Here is a 21969-nt window from a genome sequence, read left to right on the forward strand (position 1 = left end):
TTGCTGCCCGGGCCGCCGCGGGGACCGGCATCGACTTTGGTCTAGCAGAAATAGACCGACGGCAGCAGCGGCCGGCGGCCGGGAAGCGCGAGTGTGTGAGGCACGCGTTTCCCGGCCGGAAGGACGAACAGGTGGACAAGCGATGGCGCCGCTGGATGTCGGTGGTCGCGCTGCTGGTGCTGGCGCCGTGGACCGCCGAGTGCTCCTGGGGCGGGTTCACCGTCGCCGACTACCCGGTGGTGATCCTGTTCCTGGGGCCGCTCTACGGTGGAGCCGCGGTGCTGATTCGCGAGGTGGCACGCCGTTCCGGTGGTGGCTGGCCGGTCATCGTGCTGCTCGCGGCGGCGTTCGGGGTGGTGCAGGCAGCGCTGGTGGATCAGTCGTTGTTCAACCCGGATTTCCTCGACGACACCGAGTTCGCCGGCATGACGTCGTCGGCGACGCTGATACCCAGGTTCGGGTTCAGCGCTGAGGAGGCGTTCAACTATGTCGGCAACCATGTCCTGTTGAGCATCTGCGCACCGATCATGCTGGTGGAGTCGGCACAACGCGAGCCGTGGCGGCACCGTCCGTGGCTGGGCAGGTGGGGATTGCTCGGCTTCGGCGTGCTCTACCTGCTGGGCAGCTTGATGATCTTCTCGGACAGTGAGGACGGGCGGAAAGGTTTCGTGCTCGCTCCCGAGCAAGCGTGGCTCGCCGTGAGTGTGGTGTTCGTGCTGGTCGCGGCGGCGATGCTGGCACGGTGGCGGCGTGCACCGCAGCGACGAGAGGGGTGCGTCCCGCACCCGCTGCTGTGCGGGCTGCTGCTGCTCGCCCTGCAGCTGAGCCTGTGGTTCTTCTCCGGCTGGCCGCTGGTCGGCGCGACCACCGTGGCCGCCGCGACGGCCGTGGCAGTGGTGGTGACCTGGTCGCGGCGCGCCGGATGGGACCAGCGGCATGTCGTGACCGGCTGGTCAGCCGGGCTGCTCGCCGCCGCGGCCGGTGCGTTCTTCGCTCCCGCATATCGGCCCGCGTCGCCGCTGATGGCGCTCGTCAGCGACCTGACCGTCGTCGGGGTGGTGCTGGCGCTGGTTATCGGGGCGTACCTTCTCGCCGCCCGGCGGGTGGAAGATCCTCAGGTGGGAAAGACTGAGAGCACCATCGGACGATCTCAGGAGTGACGTGCCCCGCATCGCTGTGACCGGCGGCAGCGGCAAACTCGGCCGCGCCGTCGTGAAAGAACTGCTCCACCACGGATACGAAGTGCACAACCTCGACCTGGCGCCACCCGGGAAGAGCCTCGCCCCGTACACCCGTGTCGATCTGACCGATTACGGTCAGGTGCTCGGCGCGCTGACCGGTGTCGACGATCGGTTCAGCGGTGTCGACGCCGTCGTGCACCTGGCCGCGATTCCCGGCCCGGGCATGGCGCCGAACGCGACCACGTTCGCCAACAACGTCACCGCCAGCTACAACGTCTTCGCCGCGGCCCGGACGGCCGGCGTCAAGCGGATCGTGTGGGCGTCCAGCGAGACCCTGCTCGGCCTGCCGTTCGACACCCCGCCGCCGTACCTGCCGGTCGACGAGGAGTACGCGGCCCGGCCGGAGACGTCGTACTCACTGGCGAAGCATCTCGACGAGCAGATGGCCGCCCAGTTCTGCCGCTGGGACCCCGAGCTCACGATGACCGGCCTGCGGTTCTCCAACGTGATGGAGCCCGGTGACTACGCCGCCTTCCCCGGCTTCGACGCCGACCCGAGGCAGCGGATCTGGAACCTGTGGGGTTACATCGACGCCCGTGACGGCGCGCAGGCCGTGCGGCTCGCGCTCGGGTACGACCGGCCCGGCCTGGAGGTCTTCGTGATCGCCAACGCCGACACGGTGATGAGCCGCCGGACCGCCGACCTGGCCGCCGAGTACTTCCCGGACGTGCCGGTCACCCGGGAGCTGGGTGAGCACGAGACGCTGCTGTCCATCGAGAAGGCTCGACGGCTACTTGGGTACGCCCCGCAGTACAGCTGGCGATCGTCCGCACCCACCGCGCAAAGCTGAGACCGGCCGAAACGTGAAGCCGGGGGACGGGCGAGACCTGGGGCCGGGCGAGACCTGAGGCCGGGCGAGACTTGAGGCCGGGCAAAACCTGAGGCCGTCGCCGGAGAAAGCGGAGGCCGCGGCCGGTGGGAGCGGGCCGCGGCCTTGAGCCGGTGTTCGTCTGGTGCTGGTGTCAGCCGCGCGAGCGGGGCAGGCAGCACTTCTTGTACTTGAGGCCGGAGCCGCACCAGCAGGCGCTGTTGCGCTCCGGCGGCCAGGTGATCTGGCCGCCGCCGTTGCGCTTGATCACCAGGTCGGTCTGGCCGGCGCCGGCGCGGCGGACCAGCTCGCGCTCCAGGCGGGCGCGGTGCCCGTCCCAGGTGCCGCCGTTCTTCTCGGCCTCGTCGGCAGGCAGGGCTTCGAAGTCGGCCTGCGGCCAGAACACCAGGTCACCGGTGGCTGAGGCCGCGGACGTGGCGGTCGAGGCGTTGGCGAGCCGGGTCTCGAGGCGCTCGGCGAGGTTGTCGTGTGCGTCGTGCGACAGGCCGATCGCGTGGCGGATGCGGTGCCGCTGCTGCAGCAGGAAGAACAACGTTCCCGCGTCCTCCGCGTCGGCCGGCTCGCCGGCGCCGCGCTCGGCGAGGGCCTCTTTGACCGCCTCGGTCAGCCACTGCTCGGCGATCCGGTGCCGGCCGCCGACGGCAAGGGCCGCGCTGACGTACGCCGCCGCGTCCGGCTCCTTGGTCAGCAGCGGGCGCAGCGGCTCGAGCTCGGCGGTCGCCTCGTCCTCGCGGCCGGCCCGGAACAGCAGCCGGGCCCGCACGGCACGGGCCGCGGCGACCTGGGCGTCATCGCGTTTTCCGTACGATTCAAGGGCCTTGTCCACGTACCGCAGGGCGGCTTCGAGCTTGTTGCGGCTCTCGGCGATCTCGGCGGCGAGGGTGAGGGCGAGCCCCGCGTCCTCCGGGTCGGCCAGTTTGCTGTCCTCGGCGGCGCTCGCCAGCTCGGCGGCGACGCCCAGCGGGTCGGCGGCACCGAGGACGGACTCCCGGAGTTCAGTAAGGTCTGCGCTGGTCAGATTCGCTTTCAACGACACGTCCCTGACCGTACTCTGTGTGCGGTTCCATCGCTGTTGATCTGGGTCTCACTTTCCCCGTGGTGTTCTCACCAACCGATGAGCCCAGCTGTAGCCGTCAGCTGCGGGGGGACAGGAGGCAGAAGGCGTTGCCTTCCGGGTCGGCGAGGACCAGCCACGGGACATCGCCCTGGCCGGCGACGACGTCGATGCAGACGGCGGCCGGGTCGGGCCAGACGAAGTTCACCGGTTCGACGTTCGTCACGCCGGGGCCCTCGCTGGAGACACCCCAGCCGAGAGCGTCCGCCCAGAACCGGCCGAGGGCCGCGTCGTCGTGGGCCTTGACGATCACCTGAACCAGTTGCAGCCCCATGCCGCCGATCATAGGCAGGCGTCGAGGTCGGCGAAGAGGTCGATGGGGACGTCATGCCCCAGTTGCTGCCAATAGCGGCGGCCGAGGACCCACGTCGCGGTGAGGGCTGCGGCGAGCGAGTCCGGGCCGGCGGTTGCCGTCGTACGGTGGATGGCGTGCACGACCTCGGGCGGGAGGTCGGACTCGGCGTTGCGGGACGGCGTGAGCCAGTGCTGAGTGCGGCCCTCGGCGAGGCGGGCCATCCACAGCAGGTGCCGCTGGGTGTGCGCCAGGGCGTCGGCGGCGCGCAGCAACTCTCCGCGCTGCGTCACGTGATGGGCGAGCAGCAGCCAGTTGCCGAACCGGCCGCAGAGCTCGTCGATCTCGGCGGGAGTGGTGGGCAGCGGGGCCTGCGAGGGCAGGGAGTCGAGGGCGTCGCGGAGGGCGCCGGTGCGGTCGAGCACGATCATCCGGTCGGTGGGGCCGCTGCGGGCGGGCCAGGTGCGTACCGAATCGATGTCTTTCTCGGTGGCGAAGTGGAACTCGCCGCGCAGCAGGCCGGGAAAGAACACCACCTGGGCGCCGAACTCGTTGACGACTGTGTGCCGGATCGGGGCGATCTGGTCCAGCCAGGCGCCTTTGTCCAGGGTGGCCGCGGCGGAGGCGCCGGCGAAGAGCCAGAACTCGATGTCGCTGTGGCGGTCCGCTTCGCCGTTGACGAACGAGCCGTAGACCAGAGCAGCGACGAGGCGTTCGTCGGTACGGCAGAGGTCCTTGACCCGAGCGATCATGCGTTCCTGTGCGAGCAAATGCGGCCTCCGTGAGCGGTGGTCAGTGCTGGGTGCGGGTGCTGTCGGCGCCTGGGGCGCGTTTGCTGGGGATGTCGGACAGCAGTTCCTGGCCGCGGCGAACGCGTGAGCAACGAAACCTGGCATGACGACGACCACCTGTTCGCGTCGCTGACGAAAGCGCTCCACCGGGCCGAGGCGGTGCCGCCGTCCTTCGTGGAGAACGGCAAAGGCGGTCTTCGCATGGTCCACCATCGACGCGGAGCTGGCCGATCTGACGTACGACTCCGAGCTGTCCTCGCCCGAGCTCACCGGCGCGGGCGCGGTCCGGTCGCAGGACGCGTCGTTGCGGGCGCTCACGTACGCGACCACCGAGCTGACCATCGAGCTGGAGATAACCGGCGACGCGGTCCTCGGCCAGATCCTGCCGCCGCAGCCCGGAGCCGTGACGATCTACGTGTCGATCGGTCCGGAGTCCGAGGCGCCGATCGACGAGATGGGATTCTTCGCCGTCCGCCCGGTACCGCGGTCGGCGTTCCGGCTGCGCTGCGCCACCACCTCGGGGCTGGACATCAAGACCGGTTTCATCGCGCCGCCGAACGCCCCGAACAGGTAGTCACCGGCGGGTACACCCGGGCGACGGTCGCCAGCGCCCAGCGCATCCGTGCGGCCGCCGCCTCCGGGTGGTCGCCGTACTCGGCGGCCATCAGGGCGGCGCACCCGCTGATGCCGCCGTGCTTGACCCACGTCAACGCGATGGCGGCGGTGACCTCTGCGTGACCGAGCGAACGGCACTGCGGCAGGTCGCTGGCGAACAACGCCTCAGCGCGGCCGATTCGCAGGTCGAGGGTCATGACACACCTCCCGTGTCGTTGTCTCCAACGCACGGAGGGCGCGGCATGGCCCGTGGATACGTTAGAACTACGGGGAGCCGATGGAAGGATCTAAATGAGTGTCCCGGACGTCGTGATCACCGGTTTGGGTGCCACCAGCCCGCTGGGCGGGGATGTGGAAAGCCTCTGGCGCAACCTGCTGGACGGCCGTTCGGGGGTGCGCCGCATCGACGAGCAGCTCCAGGGGTTCGCGCACTGGCGGGATCTGCCCGCGCACATCGCGGCGCCGATGGCGGTCTCGCCGGACACCGAGCTGCCCCGGGTGCAGGCGCGGCGGCTGGATCGCTGCGAGCAGGCCGCCCTGGTCGCCGCGAAGCAGGCGTGGCAGGACGCGGGCACTCCGCGGCTCGAGCCGGAACGGCTGGCCGTGGTGATCGGCACCGGGATCGGGGGAGTGTCCACGATCCTCGATCAGGACGACATCATCGAGGAGAAGGGTCCGTCCAAGGTCTCGCCGCTGACCATTCCGATGATGATGCCGAACGGCCCGGCCGCCTGGGTGAGCATCGAGCTCGGGGCGCGGGCCGGCACCTACACGACCGTGTCCGCGTGTGCGTCCGGCGCCGAGGCGTTGAGCATGGGTGCCCGGCTGATCCGCTCCGGTGAGGCGGACGTGGTGATCGCCGGTGGTGCCGAGGCCTGCATCACGCCGCTCACGATCGCGGGGTTCGCGCAGGCCCGGACGTTGTCGCGGCGCAACGACGAGCCGGAGCGGGCGTCACGTCCCTTCGATGTGGACCGGGACGGGTTCGTGCTGGGGGAGGGCGCCGGTGTGGTCGTCCTGGAGCGAGCCGATTTCGCGGCCGCCCGGGGCGCCCGGGTTCTCGCCAAGCTGGCCGGGTTCGGGCTGACCGCCGACGCCCATCACATCACCGGCCCTGACCCGGAGGGCAGGGGGCAGATCCGGGCCATCCAGGCGGCGCTGTCGTCCGGCGGGCTGACCCCGGCCGACGTCGAGCACGTCAACTGTCACGCCACCTCGACGGTGGTCGGCGACATCGGGGAGGCCACCGCGATCCAGGCGGCGCTCGGTGACCACGTGGTGCTGACCGCGCCGAAATCGAGCATCGGGCACCTGGTCGGCGCGGCCGGGGCGGTGGAAAGCATCATCACGGTGCTGACGATCCGGGACGGGATCATTCCGGCGACGCTGAACCTGGAGTCCACGGCGCCGGAGGTGAAACTCGACGTGGTGGCCGGGCAGCCGCGCCGGCAGCCGGTGCGGGCGGCGATCTGCAACTCGTTCGGGTTCGGCGGCCAGAACGTGTCGTTGCTGTTCACCGAGCCGAACTAAGGCCTGGGTAGACCCTATGTAGAAAACCGCGCTAGGGTGTCCGCCATGACGTCCCCCGTACGAGTGACGGCCGCCGTGTCGAAGGTGCTCGCGGCGTTCCTCGAAGATCCGGAGGCCGACCGTTACGGCCTCGACCTGATGCGCGTCAGCGGGCACCCCAGCGGAACGCTCTACCCGATCCTGCTCCGGCTGCAGCGCGCCGGCTGGGTGGCGGCCGAGTGGGAGCAGATCGACCCGGTCGCTGCCGGCCGGCCCGCCCGCCGCTACTACCGGCTCACCCCGGACGGCGTGGTCGCCGCGCGTACCGAGATCGCCGCCTTGCGCCAGCAGCTCGACCGCGCGCTCGGCGGCGTCGCGAAACCGCGGCCGGCATGAGCAGGGAGACCGGCATGAGCAGGCTCGCCCGCTGGGCCCTGGACGCGGCCGCCCGCCGCTGGCCCGCTGACATCCGGGAGGAGATGGCGCGCGAGTGGCACGCCGAGCTGACCGCCATCGAGAGTCAAGGACAACGCCTTGGGTACGCCCTGAGCCTGCTGACCTCGCCGCCCGTGCGGGACCGGACCGGAGCGCCACGCGGCTGGGCCGAGACGGCCGGGCCGCTCACCCCGGCCGCGGTGCTCGTGCTCGCCGGCCTGTTCACCTTCGGCGTCTCCGGGCTCACCACCGCGGTCGCCTCGGTGGGGCTGCGGTTCGCCGGCGTCGAGTCGTACTCGTGGCCGCCGGCCATCGTCAGCGGCCTGCTGCTCTCCGTGTGGTGCGTGCTGGCCGGCAGGTGGCTGGGCCGGCGGATGCCCCTGGAAAGCGACCGGCTCGCGTTTCTCACCCCGCTGCTGCTCACGCCGGCGCTGCTGGCTCCCGCCGCGACGGACCCGCTCCACCTGCTCGCACTGATCCTGGCGCTGATCGTCTGGGTGCCCGGCATCGGTCTGCTCGGTACGCGCGGAGTGCTGGCCAGGCTTTTCGGCGTACCCATGGTGTGTGGTGCCGCGGCAGCTGCCGCGACCGTCCCGATGGCGGTGACCAGCGACGATGGGGTGAAGGTCGCTGTCGCGTCACTGACCGGCGGATTTCCTCCGGACTCGTTCTTCGTGATCGTGGACGGGCTGAGCAGCCGCGCGTTCTTCAGCTACGGGCCGTGGGCGATCACGCTCGTCGCGTTCGCCGTGTTCGCCCTCGCCTATCGGGACGGGGCGTTGCGGCCGGTACCCAGGGCCGTGTGGGTGGCGGAAGCGCAGGAATCCGAACCGGCGCCGGCGGCCGTCTTCGCGGCCGGCGCCGGCTGCGTCGCGCTCGCCGTCAGCGGCTGGGCCTACACGGTCACGGTGCTCACCCCCGCGATGCCGATCGTCTCGGCGAGCGCGCCGATGCCTGGCGGCGACGGCGAGATCTATCTCTGGGTGGCCGAGCTGCGCTGGGGAGCGATCCTGCTCGCCGCGCTCGGCATGCTCGTCGCCGCGGCCGCCCGCAAGCGCGCCGTGATCGGCGCGGTCGTGCTCGCGGTGCTTCTGCTCGTGGCCAACGCCGTGCTGACCCGGATCGAGGCCGACGTGCTGCCGGTGGCGCTGCTGATCGGGGGAGCCGCAGCGCTGCTCGCCTGGCTGACCGCCGGTGGCGGCATCGAGGGTGCGCGGCTGGCCGGCACGATCCGCCGCCGGGTCGCGGTGGGTGCGGTGATCGCGGCGGTCGGCTCGCCGTTGCTGCTGAGCCAGGGCACGCCGGGGGTGAACCATCCGTTCCTGCCGGCCGGGCTGCTGCCGGTCACGACCGGGCTGGGGCTGCTCGGGGTGCTGCTCGCGGCGGTCGCGGCGATCTCGCTGAGCCGGCGCCGGCTCGCTGTCTGGGTACGCGTGCTGCTGGTCACCGTGCCGTCGGCGATCGTCGTGGCGGCCGGGCTTCTGCCTCTCGACGTGACCTCCGAGGACACCGGCGACGCGCAGTACGGCGGCTTCGTCGGGCTGCCGCTCGCGATGGTGGTGGTGGCGTTGCTGCGCCGGCATCGGGATCGGGCGCGCGGGCGTACCGCGGTGATCTGGACCCTGCTGGTGCTTGCGGCTGTCCCGGGGACGGTCGCGGTGATGCTGGCGTCGATCTACTTCGGGATGGTCGCGCCCGAACTGCTCTTCGCCATCGAGGGGTCCGGGTATCCGGCGGACGGTCTGTCGGTGGTGCCGGGGGCGGTGTTGCTGGTGGCGCCGTTCGCGGTGCTGGTGGCGGCACGGCTGGACGGGGGCGCGGAGGCCGGTCAGCGGGTGGAGCCGGCGCCGGTCCTCGACCCGGTCGGCTGAAGTTATTGCAAGAAGTTTGCAACTACGGGATAGTTTTCTCAGTGACAGGGCGTCCCGGCCCGCGATGATCCAGCTTGCCGGGGCGCCCTTCGCACGTTCGTCAAAACGATCGCAGCAGGGATCCCGCGCCGCTCACCTGGTCGGCGATGCCGTGCTCGCGTAGCGCGTGCCACAGCGTCGCCGTGTTGATGGCGATCACCGGCTTGCCCAGCTCCTGCTCCAGCTCCTCGGCCAGCGTGACGAACGACAGGTTGGTGCCGACCTGGACGATCGCCTCGACGCCGGGGCCGTCCAGCTCGGCGATCACCGCGCGCAGCCGCTCGGGTGCCACCCGGGCGATGGCGGTGGCGGTCGGGCAGCGCAGGCCGGTGATGGCCGCGACGTCGAAGCCGGCCTCGGTGAAGAAGCGGCCGACCTCACGGTCGGCGATCGGCTGGTACGGCGAGAAGACCGCGATCCGCCGGCAGCCCAGCTCGTGCAGCGCTGCCCGGCAGGAACTCGCCCCGGTGGTCACCGGCAGCCCGGTCTGCTTCCGTAGCCGCTGCTCGAACGCGGCGTTGCCCTCGACGCCGCCCCAGAACGTCTCGGCGGACATGCCCATGACCATCCGGTCCGGCTCGGCGGTGAGCACGTCGCGGACCGCCGTGTCGATCGACGCGCGGATCTGGCCGAGCAGGGCTTCGAAGCCGGCGTCGTCGTTCATCGCCGGGTTCGGGATGTGCATGGACCCGGCGCGGAAGGCGACGCCGGGAACGCGGGCACTCCAGTAGTCGTGCTCGACCACGGTGTTGGTGCTGGGCACGATCACGCCGAAGACAGCGCGCGGTCCGACGATATTGGTCAAGGTTGTCCCCATGCTTCCGTGACGGTGGTGACGATGCGGTGGGCGCGGTCGCGCGCGGCGGTGCGGTCCAGCAGCAGCGCGTCGAGCAGCAGCGGTGAGGCGATCATGGCGACGCCGTCCTCGCGGTCGCCGTCAGCGACGCCGGCGGCGCGCATCACCTGGTGGAACGGGGCGAGCAGGTCGCTCACGTAGCGGTGGCGCAAATCCGCCATCCCGGCGACCACCAGCGCCTGCAGGAACGCGCCGACCGGGCGGTCACGCAACCGGTCGCAGAGCAGGTCGACCTCGGCGTGCAGGTCCTCGGCGAGGTCGCCTTTCGGCTGGCCGGGCGAGATCGGGGCGACGTCGATCAGCGCGGCGAGCACGGCGGCCGGTGTCGGCCAGTGCCGGTAGATCGTCGACCGCGAAACACCGGTGACCTGGAACAACCGTTGCGCCGTGAGCGCGGGCGGGCCCTCCTCGAGCAGCAGTTTCAGGGCCGCCGTGAGCACGATGGCCTCGGTGTCGCTTGTCGGTCCGGCAGGACGTCCTGGTCGAATCACCCGGTTAACACTACACCTTGTACGCGAAACTAATAGCCGCTACATTCCGTACCGGAAACCATCCGGCAAAGTTCTGGAGGACCGATGCGTCCGCACGTCGAGATCGTTGATGAACGTGACCTGATCTGGCACGTCGCCGAGTTCCAGCACGCCACCGGCGATGCCGAGCAGCGCAACCTGAGCTATGACGAGGAGGACGGGTCCGCCTCGCTCAAGGTGCGCTTCACCAGCGACTGGTCCCGTCCGGCCGGCGTGCACCAGGCCGACACCGAGTGGTACGTCCTGTCCGGCCAGGTGGCCATCGGCGATACCACGCTGACCGCGCAGGGTTACTGGACCGCCCCGGCGGGCGTGTGGACCCCGGCGATCACGGTCACCGCAGGCACCGAGGTCCTGCTGTTTCGTGAGTACGGCGACTGGCACTTCGACCTCGCCGGGTCAGGCCGCGACGACAAGGAACTCGTCGTGCTCGACAGCGCGGCGATGCCGTGGATCGACGTCAAGGACGGCAGCCCGATGCGGTTCGACCTCGGCGGCACGCCGGTCCCGGGCCTCTACATCAAGCTGCTGTACCGCGATGCGAAGACCGGCTTCTACACCCGCCTGATCAAGGCGAAGCCGGGCTGGCGTGAGCAGCCGCTGGCTCACCACCCGTGCTCCGAGGAGGCGTACTGCCTCGACGGCGCCTTCGACTACAACTTCGGCAAGATGTGGCCGGGCACCTACTTCTGGCGTCCGCCGCTGATCCGGCACGGCGACTTCACCGCGGACGCCGAGGCCGGGTGCACCTGGCTGATCCGCTCCGATGCGGATCTCGTCGACTGGTACACCGACAACGCGCGGGTCGAGATGCACGGCGACGCCACCAACTGGGGCGAGGGCTTCCCGCAGAGCGTCGCACCCCGGTACATCGAGCCGGTCCGGTCCCGCGGCATCGGTCGCTGGGGAGACCCTGCCTATCAGTGAGACCCATTCTTGGGTACGGGTCACAGCCAGCCGGCGCGGCGCAGCAGCAGGTACAGCAGCGCCGCGCTGGACACGATGACCGCCATGACGCTCGCGTATCCGTAGTGGCTCTCCAGGCCGGGCATGTGGGCGAAGTTCATGCCGTACAGCCCGGCGATCGCGGTGGGCAGCGCGCCGATGGCGGCCCAGGAAGCGATCTTGCGCATGTCGTTGTTCTGGTCCACGGTCAGCTGGGTGAGGCGCGCCTGGAGCAGGGCGTTCAGGACGTCGTCGAACGCGACCACCTGCTCCATGGCGGCGCTGTGGTGGTCGGCGACGTCACTGAAGTATCGGCGGACCTCCGGGGACAGGTCGGTGAAGTGCTCGCCGGCCAGGGCGGCGAGCGGGCGGTGCAACGGGACCACGGCCGCCTTGAATTTCATCTGCTGCCGTTTCAGCTGGTAGATCTGCTCGACGGTGATCGGGGTGCCGGGCGCGAAGACGGCGGCCTCGGTCGCGTCGAGGTCGGTCGCCATGGCGCCCGCGATGTCGACGTACCGGTCCACGAGACGGTCCAGGACGGCGTGCGCCACCGACCACGGGCCGCCGGCCAGCAGCTGCGGGTCGGAACTCAGGTCGGCGCGCAGCGAGCCGAGCTCCATGACGGTGCCCTGCCGGACGGTGATGACGAAGTCCGGGCCGACGAAGAGGAAGACGAAACCGGTGCTGACGATCTCGCTGGTGGCGGTGACCCGCTCGTGGTCCAGGTACTGAGCGGCGTGCATCACGAAGAAGACCACGTCCTCGTACCGCTCGATCTTGACCCGCTGCTCGCGGTGCAGGACGTCCTCGACGGCGAGGGGATGCAGCCCGAACACCTCGGCGACCCGGTTGAGTGCGGCCTCGGTGGGCTCGTGCAGGCCGAGCCAGACGAACGCGCCGTCGGTCGCCCGGGCCTGCTCCCGCAGCCGCGCCAGGTCGGCGGCCGAGCCGGGACTCTCCACCACGGTCCCGTCGACGAACAGGTCGCAGCCCACGATCGCGGTGTGGTCGGCGCGCCCACGGCCGGCCGGCCGGGGCGGCTGCCAGGTGCGTCGTGCGTCCACTGATCGCTCACCCCCGGTCGGGAGCTTACTGAGGTTCACCGGTGGAGGTGAAGCGGTGGTGCAGCTCAGTCCTGCCGGGCGCGAACCCGCCGGCTCGCCTGCGGGTTCGCGCGTACCGATCAGTGGGTCTTGGCGGGAGCGGGGGTGGCTGCCGGCCGGCGGCGGACGACGTGGAGGGAGGCGCCGGTCAGGCCCAGCGCCAGGGCGAACAGTGACAGGTGCAGGGCCGGGTCGGCGATCGGGACGAAGCCGATGACGGCCACCGGGATCTGGACCACGGCGATCAGGGCGGCGAGCAGCCAGCGGCGCTGGCCGCGCCAGAGCAGAGCCGTCCACACCGGCGACGAGGCCACCAGCAGGGTCAATGCGTCGAGGACGGTGTGCATGGTGGGGTTGTGCACCCGGTTGTGGGCGAACGCCTGCGCCGGTGAGGCTATCCACAGGGCAGCGACGAGAAAACCGGTGATGACGGCGGCACGACGCATGAACAGCCTCCCAGAGTGACGACTCCGTTGCGTTTGGTAACCAACGGTACGGAAGGGATGGGAGGGCGTAAAGGGCCGTACCGGTCAGCTCACCCGGGCGGCGGGGTGCGACATCGCGGTGACCAGGTCTTCGCGGGCGCGAGCCACCCGGGAACGGATCGTGCCGACCGGACATTCGCACACCTCGGCCGCCTCGGCGTACGACAAGCCGAGCACCTGGGTGACGACGAACGCCTCGCGCCGCTCGTCGCTCAAACCGGCGAGCAGATCGGTGAGGGCCTGCTGCTCCTCGAACCGGGGCCGGCCGTACGGGTCAGCGGCGTCGGCGGTGACCACCCAGTCGGCGACACCGACGACGCGGGGGCGGCGGGTGACATGCCGGACGTGATCGGCGGCGACCCGGCGGGCGATCGCGAACAGCCAGGTGCGCACCGAGGATCGCCCGGCGAACTCGGGCAGCGCACGCCACACCCGCAGGAACGTCTCCTGCGTCAGGTCGTCGATGTCCGCGTCGCTGACCAGCGAACGCAGAAACCGGCTCACCTCGAACTGGGTCGCCCGGATCAGCTCGGCGGCCGCCTCCCGGTCACCGCGGGCCGCGGCGAACGCGTACGCGGTCAGGTCGGCGTCGGCCATGGCGGTGGTCCTCTCGTTGCGGTGCTCCAGGCACAGGTACGGCCGCAGAACGCGAACGGTTCACCGGAACCAGGGCGGCCGGCGGAGCGACTACACATGCATGAGCAGCCATAACCGGGATTGCCGGGCGGCCGGGCGGCGGTCGGATTCGGCGGCGGGGCGGTTCGTGACGCGGCATGGGGTGGGGGCGGTGCTTGTGGTCGTACCCAAGCGGGTGGAGCGGGAGCGGGTGCGGTCGCGACCGAAACGCTGGGTTGGTGGGCTGTTGGCGGGCTTTCTGGTGTGTGCCGGGGCGCTGGTGGTGAGCGTGGCCGGCACCGAGTCGCGGCCGGTGACCGGGTGTCCGGCGCGGTTGTCGCAGGCGGTGGCGTCCGGGCCGCACACGTTGCGGGTGCGGGTGGAAGAGGCGCGGGGTGGGACGGCGATGGTGCATTTGTGTACGGATCCGTCTACCGGGTCGGTGAGCGGGTGGACCGCTACGGCAGGGGCGGGGGAGTTGCCGGTGCTGGCGGTGGCGGCGCGGGAGGCGGTCGCGGCGGTGACGGCGCCGGTGTCAGCGCCGGTGTCAGCGCCGGTGTCATTATCGGTCGGCGAGGGGTTGAGTGTGCGGATCCGGACCGAGGGCGGCGAGTGGTTCCAGTTTGTTTTCTGAGTTTCCGGGTTGATGGTGGCCGGCTCTCCTCGATCTTGTTGAGTTTTCCGAATGCGGGGCCGCTCAAGTCAACAAGATCGACTCGACTCGACTCGACTTCGGATCTTGTGGAGTTCCCCGCAAACGGTTCGGGTTTGTCCACAAGATCCGAAGTCGACGTCGAAGCGGGGGTGCGCGAGGACTTGCGGCCGGCGATTGGCGGCTGGACCCGATCTCAACGGTTTCTAGTGCGTTTCTGGTCAGCATGGGGGCGCCACGGCACAAGATCGGGATGCGCCGCGGGCTTTCGGCGCTCGATGTTCGGCGCGCATGGTTCGCTGCTGAGGCCTGCTCCAGGACAGCTGCTCGGGTTTCGTCGTTGGTGGGTCGTCGGTAGCCGGGCCGTGCGGGGCTGGATGGGGTCGCACGTAACCGTTCGGTGCGTCTTCATCCACGCCATAGTCGAGACGCGGGCCCACACACGAACTACGTGAGCGCTCATCCCCGTTGGACGGCTCCTCCGTGTGCCCGCGTCTCGGTTGCGTGTGCCCGCCGCCGCCGAGGCCGACGAGGGACACCTAAGCCGGCGCCGACGAGGGACGGCCGAAGTCGGCGCCGATGCGGGGCGCCGATGCGGGGCGCCGACGAGGGGCGCCGACGCGGGGCGCACGGCCGGCCGTGCTCTACCGGTGGGCGCTGAGTGGGGACGTCAGGTGTATCGGCGGCGTCAAACGTGGTCTCGATGGTGTCGACATCGCGTTAACGATCGTCCCAGCGGGGGAAAGGGCGACTTTACTGGTCGGCATGGCTGCCCCGGGAAGATCGTTGCTGCGTTCGGATTTCTGGCGATGGTCTCCTGATGAGCTGAGCTGTCTGGTCGCGCCCGCCGGGCTGGCGACAAGCGTGGAACTCAAGGTCGTCGTCCCGGAGGAGGCGCACGCGTTCACCTGTGCGGCGTTCGGCGTCGACCTGGAATGGGCCGATGCTCGCCGGGTGTGGTTCCTCGACACGCCGGACCTGGCGCTGGAACACAGCGGCGTCGTCGCCCGGGTACGCCAGATCGGCAACGGGCGCGACGACTCGGTGATCAAACTGCGGCCGGGGCTGCCGGTCAACGCCAAGCGCTGCACCGTCGAGGTCGACGCGATGCCGGGACGACTCGTCCGCACCACCGCGATCCGTAAGCGGCTGCGCCACGGCATCGCCGAGGGCCGCCCGTGGTCCCAGTACTTCTGCCGTACCCAGCGGGAACTGTTCGCCGCGCAGGCGCCCGCCGGCATCGGCTTCGATGACCTGATGGCGCACGGGCCGGTGGACGTACGCCGGATCAAGGTCGTCCCGGACGGCCTGGACCGGCGGCTCACCGTGGAGCGGTGGACGTTCCCGGACGGCTCGCGGATCCTCGAACTCTCCACCCGCTGTGCGGCCGCGGAGGCGCTGGAAGTCGCCGCCCGGACGGCGGAGGTGCTGCGGGCGCATCGGGTCGAGGCAACCGGTCCTCAAGAGACCAAGACGCGGGCCGCGCTCGCCTATTTCAGCGGGTGACGCGGCTTGTCGGCAGGGTCGAGCAGCGGGGTCCAGAGGAGGGCGGCCACACCCAGGGCGACGCCGAGGAACGGGCCGATCACTGCGGCGAGCACCAGCAGGAGTTGTGCCCAGGTGGCATCCATGGCCTCACCATCCTCTATGCCTGGCGGCGCCGCACACCCGGCCGCTCAATAGATACGCCGTATTAACGGCCGACATGCGAGATCCGTTTGATACTGGGTCTGTCTGCGTTGATCATCAGCGCGGCAGTCTGAACGGAGATCAGCGTGCTCGACCGAGCCGAGGGCGGGACCGGGCACGACGTCGTGCGGCTGGGGGTGGTGGTCGGGGCGCTCGGTGTGGTGTTCGGCGACATCGGCACCAGCCCGATCTACACGATGCAGACCGTGTTCAACCCGGCCGACCCGCATCCGGTCCCGGTCAGCACCGGCAACGTCTACGGCGTCGTCTCGCTGATCTTCTGGTCCGTGATGATCATCGTGACGCTGACGTATGTGCTGCTCGCCATGCGCATCGACAACGACGGTGAGGGCGGCATCATGGCCCTGATCACGTTGCTGCGCCGGTGGACGGCACCTCGGGGCAGGCGTACCGCTGCCGCTCTGGCCGGGCTGGGCATCTTCGGGGCGGCGCTGTTCTTCGGGGACAGCATGATCACGCCGGCTATTTCCGTACTCTCGGCGGTTGAGGGTTTGAAGATTGTCGCCCCGTCGCTGGAAGAGGGGATCGTCCCGATCACCGCGGTGATCATTGTGGTGCTGTTCGCGGTGCAGCGGCAGGGTACGGCCGCGATCGGGCGGCTGTTCGGGCCGATCATGATCGCCTGGTTCGCGGCGATCGGCGCGTGCGGCGTGGCCGGGATCGCCGGGCAGCCGTCGATCCTCAAGGCGCTGTCGCCGAGCTACGCGCTGACGTTTCTGGCCGGGAACTTCGGGATCGCGTTCTTCGCGCTCGCCGCGATCGTGCTGGCCGTGACCGGCGCCGAGGCGCTCTACGCGGACATGGGTCATTTCGGTCGTCGCGCGATCACCCGTGGCTGGTTGTTGCTGGTGTTGCCGGCGTGTGTGCTGAGCTACCTGGGTCAGGGCGCGCTGATCCTCAAGGATCCGGCCAACATCAGCAGCCCGTTCTTCCTGCTCGTGCCCGGCTGGGGACGCTGGCCGATGGTGCTGCTGGCCACCGCCGCCACGGTGATCGCGTCGCAGGCGGTGATCACCGGGGCGTACTCGGTCGCCGCGCAGGCCGCCCGCCTCGGTTACCTGCCGCGGCTGCGCATCACGCACACCTCGGCGTCCACGATCGGTCAGATCTACGTTCCGTGGATCAACTGGGTGCTGCTGGTCTCGGTGCTCACCCTGGTCTTCGCGTTCCGTAGTTCGGCGGCTCTGGCGTACGCGTTCGGCATGGCCGTGATCTGCACGATCACCATCACCACGCTGCTGTTCTTCTACGTCGCCCAATCCCGCTGGGGCACACCCCGATGGGTCCTCGCCGCCGGAGCGATCATCCTGGTCGCCGTCGACCTGCTGTTCGTCTCCGCGAACCTCACCAAACTCGCGCACGGCGCCTGGCTGCCGCTGCTCATCGGCCTGACCGCGTTCACCGTGATGACCACCTGGCAGCGCGGCCGCGAGATCGTCACCGCGAACCGGCAGCGTCACGAGGGCTCGCTGCGCGACTTCGTCTCCCAGCTGCAGGCCAGCACCACGACGGTCACCGTTCCGGGCACCGCCGTCTTCCTCAACCGGGGCGGCCAGACCGCTCCTCTGGCGCTTCGCGCCAACGTCGAGAACAACCACGTCCGTCACGAGCGCGTCGTGATCATGTCCATCGAGATCCAGCCGCTGCCCAGGGTCGCGGAGGCGGAGCGCACGGTCATCGACGATCTTGGGTACGGGGATGACGGCATCATCTTCGTGACCGTTCGATACGGCTACATGGAGACGCCGGACATCCCGGCCGCGCTGCGGGGACTGCCGCCGGAGCAGACCGAGGGGCCGCTCGACACCGACGACACGACGTACTACCTCTCCAAGATCGAGCTGCTCAGCTCGGCGGAGCGGACCATGGCGCCGTGGCGCAAGCGGCTCTTCATCGCCACCTCGCACATCACCGCGGACGCGGCCGAGCAGTTCGGCCTGCCCCGCGACCGGACCGTGATCATGGGATCACATATCGACGTTTAGCTTCTCCTGGCGGGTCCAGCTCGTCCAGCCGCGCTCCCGCATCAGGTTGCGCATCCGGTACGCCTCCGGGTGGGCCTCGTCGGCGAGCGCGTCGAGCAGGTCGAACGGGAGATCGTCGTTCGAGGGGTCCTGGCTGGCGAGTTCGCCGCTGGCGTAGGCCTCGTCGGACAGCGTGGCCATGATGTCGGCGGCCTCCTGAAGCCGCACGTCGATCAGGTCGCTCTCCGGACCGCTGTCCGGGTCGAGCTCCAGCAGCTCGGACAGGACCAGGTACAACCGCACCATCCGCGGGTCTTCGAGCTGCGCGAACTTGTACGGCATCCACTCGCGGACCTTGTCCGGCCAGCGGGCCGAGATCAGGATCCAGCCGTCGCGTTCGGCCGCGATCATCTTCTCCGACGTACCGATCTCGCGGAGCCGGTCGAGGTACGCGAGCACCTCCGGCGCGAGCGCGCCGCTGTTGCCGGCGGCCAGCTGGGCGATCTGTTTGCGGCTGGTCTCCAGCCTGGTGATCTCGTCGGACAGCCGGGTGTCGATGCGCTGGATCGCCGCGGTGAAGGCGTCCTCGCCGGCTTCCAGCAGGGTGGTGATCTCGGAGAGCGGCACCCCGGCGTCGGCCAGAGTGCGGATCTTCAGGAGCGAGACGACGGCGGTCGCGCCGTACTGCCGGTAACCGGATGCGTCGCGCTCCGGCTCCGGCAGCAGACCGATCTGGTGGTAATGGCGTACCGCGCGCACGGTGACGCCCGCGTAGGACGCCAGTTGCCCGATCGTCAGCATGTCTCTGATCCTGCCTGATTCAGGAGATCTTGCGGCGGTAGGCCATCGTGGCGAACACGTAGGCGACCACCAGGATGCCCACGCACCAGGCCAGCGCGGTCCAGATGCCGGTGCCGACCGGCTGCCCGGCGAACAGGTTGCGCAGCGAGTCGACGATCGAGGTGACCGGCTGGTTCTCGGCGAACGCCCGCACCGGGGCGGGCATCGTCTCGGTGGGCACGAACGCCGAGCTGACGAATGGCAGGAACACCAGCGGGTACGCGAACGCGCTCGCGCCGTCCACCGACTTGGCGGTCAGACCCGGGATCACCGCGATCCAGGTCAGCGCCAGGGTGAAGATCATCAGGATGCCGGACGCGGCAAGCCAGCCCAGCACGTCGGCGCTGGTCCGGAAGCCCATCACCAGCGCCACGAGCACGACCACGACCAGCGAGATCAGGTTGGCGACCAGCGAGGTCAGCACGTGCGCCCAGAGCACCGCCGGCCGGGCGATCGGCATGGACTGGAACCGCTCGAAGATCCCACTCTGAAGATCAAGAAAAAGGCGATAGGCCGTGTACGAGATACCGGATGCGATCGTGATGATCAGGATTCCCGGCAGCAGATAGTTGACGTACGAGCCGGTGCCGGTATCGATGGCGCCGCCGAACACGTAGACGAACAGCAGCATGAACGCGATCGGCATGACCGCCGTGGTGATGATGGTGTCCGGGCTGCGCGCGATGTGCCGCAACGACCGGCCGAGCAGGACAGCGGTGTCGCCGATCATTTGGTGCCTCCGACAAGCTTGAGGAAGACGTCCTCGAGGGTGGGCTGTTTCTCGATGTACTCGACCTTGGCCGGTGGCAGCAGCCGCTTCAGCTCGGCGAGGGTGCCGTTCACGATGATCCGGCCCTCGTGCAGGATCGCGATCCGGTCGGCGAGGTGCTCGGCCTCTTCCAGGTACTGCGTCGTGAGCAGCACCGTCGTGCCGCCCGCGGCGAGTTCCTTGACGGCCTGCCAGACCTCCAGGCGCGCTTCCGGGTCGAGGCCGGTCGTCGGCTCGTCCAGGAAGATCACCGGCGGGTTCCCGATCAGGCTCATCGCGATGTCCAGCCGGCGGCGCATGCCCCCGGAGTACGTCGCCACCCGCCGGCCGCCCGCCTCGGTCAGCGAGAAGCGCCGCAGCAGCTCGTCGGCGATGGCGCCGGCACTCTTGAGATGCCGCAGCCGGGCCACCAGCACCAGGTTTTCCCGCCCGGTGAGTATTTCGTCCACGGCCGCGAACTGCCCGGTCAGGCTGATCGACTCACGGACGTCGGCGGCCTGCGTGGCAACGTCGAAACCGTTCACCTTCGCGGTGCCGGCGTCCGCCTTGAGCAGCGTGGACAGAATCCTGATCACGGTGGTCTTGCCGGCGCCGTTCGAGCCGAGCAGGGCGACGATGCTGCCGCGGGCGACCTCGATGTCCACACCGCGCAGCACCGTCACGTCTTTGAAGGACTTCTCCAGCCCCTGTACGACGACTGTCGAGGGAGTACTCATGAGCGTCAGCATGCAGGGTTGACGCTGCGTCAGGGTCAACCCCGGTTTTACACCGTCACGACGATCTTGCCGGCCTGCGTTCCCTTCTCCAGGTATCGGTGCGCCTCGACGATCTCCTCGAAGCCGAAGACCCGGTCGATGGTGGGGCGCAGCACCCCGCTGCGGACGCCGGCGGCCAGGAACGCCGCGACGCGCCGGACGGTCACCGGGTCGACCATGTCGGCGAAGCCCATGTATCGGTGGATGGTCAGCGACGGGTTCGCCGGGAACGACGCTGGCCTCGGGTCCAGCCATCCCACCGTCGCCAGGGTGCCGCCGAGCTTGGCGGCAAGCGACAGCTCGGCCAGCCCCGGACCCATGACGGCGTCCAGGATGATGTCGGCGCCCGCTCCGCCGGTGTGCCGACGGGTGGCTTCGGCCACGTCCTCCCGGTCGGTGGCGATCACCGCGGCCGCGCCGGCGGCGAGCAGGCTCTCCTCTTTCGCGGTGTGCCGGGTGACCGCGATCGGCACGGCGCCGATCTGGTTGGCGATCTGGATCGCGGCGCGGCCGACACCGCCGGACGCCGCGGTGATCAGAACGTGGTCGCCGGGCCGCATCCCGGCCTTCTCGACAAGCGCGCCGTACGCGGTGAAGTACGAGACCCAGAGCGCTGCCGCGTCGACGACGTTCATTCCGGCCGGCCGGGGCACCACGCGGCTCGCCAGCACGGTGGTGTGCTCGGCGTAGGCGCCCTTGTCCTCGAAGTCGGGGACAGCGGCCAGGATGACCGGGTCGCCGACTCGGAATGCGGTGACCTCGGCACCCAGTGCGTCGATGACCCCGGTTCCTTCGACACCTAGCCGGGCGTGCGGCAGCCGAATCGGCCGCGGCGACTGCCCGGCGCGGATCATCTGGTCGAGCGGGTTCACGGCGAAGGCCTCGATGCGTACGCGTACCTCGCCCGCCCCGGGCTCGACAACTGGCTCGTCGGCGATGCGCAGCACGTCCGGACCGCCGGTCTCGTCGAACACGACTACTCGTGGCATTGATGGCTCCTTGTGTTTCCAGGGGGTTCGGGAAAAACGCTACGGAGCCGATAGGAACCCACTGGTAACTTTTGACCCCGTGCACAAGGTCTTCCTCGCCGACTGTCCCACCCGCCTGGCCGTCGAGATCATCGCGGAGAAGTGGGCCGTGATCGTGCTGTTCGCGCTCAGCCTGGAACCACAGCGCCCCGGCGAGCTGACCGAGCTCATCGGCGGCATCTCCCGCAAGGTGCTCACCCAGACGTTGCGGCGACTGCAGGCCTACGGCCTGGTCGAGAGGCATGCGTACGCCGAATCGCCCCCGCGCGTCGAATACAGCCTGACCGAACTCGGGTCCACCCTGGTCGAACCGATCAAGGTGCTCACCGACTGGGCGCGGGCGAACGGCGAGGCGATCGTCGACTTCCAGGAGAACGTCAGCCGAGGGTGACGGTGGCGCCGCCGGAGAGCAGGAAGTCGTGCAGTTCCAGGGTGGACAGCTTCGCCGTCGCCGGGATGTCGAAGACGAGCTTGCCGGTCACCTTCTCGCCGGGGTCGAGCTTCTTGAAGAACGTGCTGGTGCCGCGGTTCAGATAAACGGCGGTGATCTCGTCGTTGCGGTACGACGCGCCGGAGGTGTCGGTGGCTTTCTGGGCGGCGCCGATCAGGTATTTCGGCTCGTCGGCGATATTGCGGACGGAAAGGGAGACCACGCAGTACTTGCCCTCGGCGGTGCGTTCCAGGTTCTCGATGCCGACGCTGGTCCGGGAGCAGTCGACAGCGGTGACAACGAACTCGAACTTGCCGTCGCGAACCGGGTCCCCGGGGCCGGCCGGCCGCGGCGTCTTCGACGGCGCAGGCCGCGGTGTCTTCCCGGCCTGCGGGTCGGCGGCGACCGCCGCCCGCTCCTGACTCCGGTACTGCTCGGCGGTGGCACCGGCCGCGAACAGGGCGACGATCACCCCGCCGGCGACCAGGACGGCAAGCAGCGCCTTGAGCGCCAGGCGGGGGTCGAATGACCGCGTCATAACCTCACTG

The 21969-nt window shown here is 69.8% G+C and carries 26 protein-coding genes; 11 read left to right on the forward strand and 15 right to left on the reverse strand.

From position 1 onward, the window contains the following. Positions 1 to 131 precede the first annotated feature (131 nt). On the forward strand, positions 132 to 1160 hold the full coding sequence (locus ACQP2E_RS16760) for a hypothetical protein (protein WP_433832682.1): 1029 nt from the start codon (positions 132 to 134) through the stop codon (positions 1158 to 1160). A gap of 1 nt (position 1161) precedes the next feature. Further along, positions 1162 to 2031, forward strand: a complete 870-nt coding sequence (locus tag ACQP2E_RS16765; RefSeq protein ID WP_433832684.1) for an NAD-dependent epimerase/dehydratase family protein — start codon at positions 1162 to 1164, stop codon at positions 2029 to 2031. A gap of 172 nt (positions 2032 to 2203) precedes the next feature. Here the strand turns inward: ACQP2E_RS16765 and ACQP2E_RS16770 are convergent, their stop codons facing one another. The 3 genes from ACQP2E_RS16770 to ACQP2E_RS16780 all read right to left on the reverse strand — a co-directional run bounded on the left by ACQP2E_RS16770 (position 2204) and on the right by ACQP2E_RS16780 (position 4228). After that, positions 2204 to 3106 carry an SEC-C domain-containing protein gene (locus ACQP2E_RS16770; RefSeq protein WP_433832686.1) on the reverse strand — a complete coding sequence of 301 codons (903 nt, stop codon included), beginning with the start codon at positions 3104 to 3106 and terminating at the stop codon, positions 2204 to 2206. Positions 3107 to 3203: 97 nt separating this feature from the next. Next, positions 3204 to 3458: a hypothetical protein gene (locus ACQP2E_RS16775; protein ID WP_433832688.1), complete on the reverse strand. Its 255-nt coding sequence runs from the start codon at positions 3456 to 3458 to the stop codon at positions 3204 to 3206. A gap of 8 nt (positions 3459 to 3466) precedes the next feature. Further along, complete coding sequence (locus tag ACQP2E_RS16780) at positions 3467 to 4228, reverse strand: hypothetical protein (protein WP_433832690.1); 762 nt, start codon at positions 4226 to 4228, stop codon at positions 3467 to 3469. A gap of 343 nt (positions 4229 to 4571) precedes the next feature. Here ACQP2E_RS16780 and ACQP2E_RS16785 point away from each other — a divergent pair, with 343 nt between their 5' ends. Continuing rightward, positions 4572 to 4841: a hypothetical protein gene (locus tag ACQP2E_RS16785; RefSeq protein WP_433832692.1), complete on the forward strand. Its 270-nt coding sequence runs from the start codon at positions 4572 to 4574 to the stop codon at positions 4839 to 4841. Here ACQP2E_RS16785 and ACQP2E_RS16790 read toward each other — a convergent pair. Continuing rightward, positions 4810 to 5079 (reverse strand): hypothetical protein, encoded by a 270-nt coding sequence (locus ACQP2E_RS16790; protein ID WP_433832694.1) that lies wholly within the window; start codon positions 5077 to 5079, stop codon positions 4810 to 4812. The genes ACQP2E_RS16785 and ACQP2E_RS16790 overlap by 32 nt on opposite strands. Positions 5080 to 5173: 94 nt before the next feature. Between ACQP2E_RS16790 and ACQP2E_RS16795 the strand changes: the two genes are divergently transcribed. From ACQP2E_RS16795 to ACQP2E_RS16805, 3 genes are read left to right on the forward strand one after another with little or no spacing between them, the layout of a single operon-like run. Next, positions 5174 to 6412 (forward strand): beta-ketoacyl-[acyl-carrier-protein] synthase family protein, encoded by a 1239-nt coding sequence (locus tag ACQP2E_RS16795; RefSeq protein WP_433832696.1) that lies wholly within the window; start codon positions 5174 to 5176, stop codon positions 6410 to 6412. A 45-nt stretch (positions 6413 to 6457) separates the two neighbouring features. After that, the gene (locus ACQP2E_RS16800; RefSeq protein ID WP_433832698.1) at positions 6458 to 6787 is read left to right on the forward strand and encodes a PadR family transcriptional regulator; all 330 of its coding nucleotides are present in this window, start codon (positions 6458 to 6460) and stop codon (positions 6785 to 6787) included. A 14-nt stretch (positions 6788 to 6801) separates the two neighbouring features. Beyond that, positions 6802 to 8697 (forward strand): hypothetical protein, encoded by a 1896-nt coding sequence (locus ACQP2E_RS16805; protein ID WP_433832700.1) that lies wholly within the window; start codon positions 6802 to 6804, stop codon positions 8695 to 8697. A 100-nt stretch (positions 8698 to 8797) separates the two neighbouring features. Here ACQP2E_RS16805 and ACQP2E_RS16810 read toward each other — a convergent pair whose 3' ends face one another. Then, the gene (locus ACQP2E_RS16810) at positions 8798 to 9541 is read right to left on the reverse strand and encodes a maleate cis-trans isomerase family protein (RefSeq protein ID WP_433832702.1); all 744 of its coding nucleotides are present in this window, start codon (positions 9539 to 9541) and stop codon (positions 8798 to 8800) included. Next, entirely contained in the window at positions 9538 to 10083 is a 546-nt protein-coding gene (locus ACQP2E_RS16815; RefSeq protein WP_433832704.1) for a TetR/AcrR family transcriptional regulator, read from the reverse strand. Before ACQP2E_RS16815 ends, ACQP2E_RS16810 begins: the two co-directional genes overlap by 4 nt. 84 nt (positions 10084 to 10167) lie before the next feature. Here ACQP2E_RS16815 and ACQP2E_RS16820 point away from each other — a divergent pair, with 84 nt between their 5' ends. Continuing rightward, on the forward strand, positions 10168 to 11049 hold the full coding sequence (locus ACQP2E_RS16820; protein WP_433832706.1) for a DUF4437 domain-containing protein: 882 nt from the start codon (positions 10168 to 10170) through the stop codon (positions 11047 to 11049). Between the two features lie 20 nt (positions 11050 to 11069). Here the strand turns inward: ACQP2E_RS16820 and ACQP2E_RS16825 are convergent, their stop codons facing one another. From ACQP2E_RS16825 to ACQP2E_RS16835, 3 genes are all read right to left on the reverse strand, one after another. After that, positions 11070 to 12134, reverse strand: a complete 1065-nt coding sequence (locus tag ACQP2E_RS16825) for a magnesium and cobalt transport protein CorA (RefSeq protein ID WP_433832708.1) — start codon at positions 12132 to 12134, stop codon at positions 11070 to 11072. A 119-nt stretch (positions 12135 to 12253) separates the two neighbouring features. Then, a complete protein-coding gene (locus ACQP2E_RS16830) occupies positions 12254 to 12619 on the reverse strand; it encodes a hypothetical protein (protein WP_433832710.1) in 366 nt (121 codons plus the stop codon). 84 nt (positions 12620 to 12703) lie between these two features. Continuing rightward, positions 12704 to 13255 (reverse strand): sigma-70 family RNA polymerase sigma factor, encoded by a 552-nt coding sequence (locus ACQP2E_RS16835; RefSeq protein WP_433832712.1) that lies wholly within the window; start codon positions 13253 to 13255, stop codon positions 12704 to 12706. A gap of 190 nt (positions 13256 to 13445) precedes the next feature. Between ACQP2E_RS16835 and ACQP2E_RS16840 the strand changes: the two genes are divergently transcribed. Then, positions 13446 to 13907 carry a hypothetical protein gene (locus ACQP2E_RS16840; protein ID WP_433832714.1) on the forward strand — a complete coding sequence of 154 codons (462 nt, stop codon included), beginning with the start codon at positions 13446 to 13448 and terminating at the stop codon, positions 13905 to 13907. A gap of 783 nt (positions 13908 to 14690) precedes the next feature. Continuing rightward, positions 14691 to 15431 carry a hypothetical protein gene (locus tag ACQP2E_RS16845; protein ID WP_433832716.1) on the forward strand — a complete coding sequence of 247 codons (741 nt, stop codon included), beginning with the start codon at positions 14691 to 14693 and terminating at the stop codon, positions 15429 to 15431. On the opposite strand, the gene ACQP2E_RS16850 is transcribed toward ACQP2E_RS16845, so the two are convergent. Then, entirely contained in the window at positions 15416 to 15556 is a 141-nt protein-coding gene (locus ACQP2E_RS16850) for a hypothetical protein (protein ID WP_433832718.1), read from the reverse strand. The genes ACQP2E_RS16845 and ACQP2E_RS16850 overlap by 16 nt on opposite strands. A 144-nt stretch (positions 15557 to 15700) precedes the next feature. On the opposite strand from ACQP2E_RS16850, the gene ACQP2E_RS16855 reads away from it, so the two are divergent. Beyond that, on the forward strand, positions 15701 to 17620 hold the full coding sequence (locus ACQP2E_RS16855) for a potassium transporter Kup (RefSeq protein ID WP_433832720.1): 1920 nt from the start codon (positions 15701 to 15703) through the stop codon (positions 17618 to 17620). Here ACQP2E_RS16855 and ACQP2E_RS16860 read toward each other — a convergent pair. Genes ACQP2E_RS16860 through ACQP2E_RS16875 form a run of 4 tightly spaced genes read right to left on the reverse strand, consistent with a single transcriptional unit; the run spans position 17603 to position 20952 of the window. Next, positions 17603 to 18400 (reverse strand): MerR family transcriptional regulator, encoded by a 798-nt coding sequence (locus ACQP2E_RS16860; protein ID WP_433832722.1) that lies wholly within the window; start codon positions 18398 to 18400, stop codon positions 17603 to 17605. The genes ACQP2E_RS16855 and ACQP2E_RS16860 overlap by 18 nt on opposite strands. Positions 18401 to 18419: 19 nt before the next feature. Next, complete coding sequence (locus ACQP2E_RS16865; protein WP_433832724.1) at positions 18420 to 19169, reverse strand: ABC transporter permease; 750 nt, start codon at positions 19167 to 19169, stop codon at positions 18420 to 18422. Then, positions 19166 to 19924 (reverse strand): ABC transporter ATP-binding protein, encoded by a 759-nt coding sequence (locus ACQP2E_RS16870; protein WP_433832726.1) that lies wholly within the window; start codon positions 19922 to 19924, stop codon positions 19166 to 19168. The genes ACQP2E_RS16865 and ACQP2E_RS16870 overlap by 4 nt, the downstream gene beginning before the upstream one ends. A gap of 47 nt (positions 19925 to 19971) precedes the next feature. Next, a complete protein-coding gene (locus ACQP2E_RS16875; RefSeq protein WP_433832728.1) occupies positions 19972 to 20952 on the reverse strand; it encodes a zinc-dependent alcohol dehydrogenase family protein in 981 nt (326 codons plus the stop codon). A gap of 79 nt (positions 20953 to 21031) precedes the next feature. On the opposite strand from ACQP2E_RS16875, the gene ACQP2E_RS16880 reads away from it, so the two are divergent. After that, a complete protein-coding gene (locus ACQP2E_RS16880; protein ID WP_433832730.1) occupies positions 21032 to 21382 on the forward strand; it encodes a winged helix-turn-helix transcriptional regulator in 351 nt (116 codons plus the stop codon). Here ACQP2E_RS16880 and ACQP2E_RS16885 read toward each other — a convergent pair. Next, on the reverse strand, positions 21369 to 21959 hold the full coding sequence (locus ACQP2E_RS16885; RefSeq protein WP_433832732.1) for a DUF4352 domain-containing protein: 591 nt from the start codon (positions 21957 to 21959) through the stop codon (positions 21369 to 21371). The genes ACQP2E_RS16880 and ACQP2E_RS16885 overlap by 14 nt on opposite strands. Positions 21960 to 21969 lie beyond the last annotated feature (10 nt).

The organism is Actinoplanes sp. CA-015351, from assembly GCF_050955685.1.
GTDB lineage: Bacteria > Actinomycetota > Actinomycetes > Mycobacteriales > Micromonosporaceae > Actinoplanes.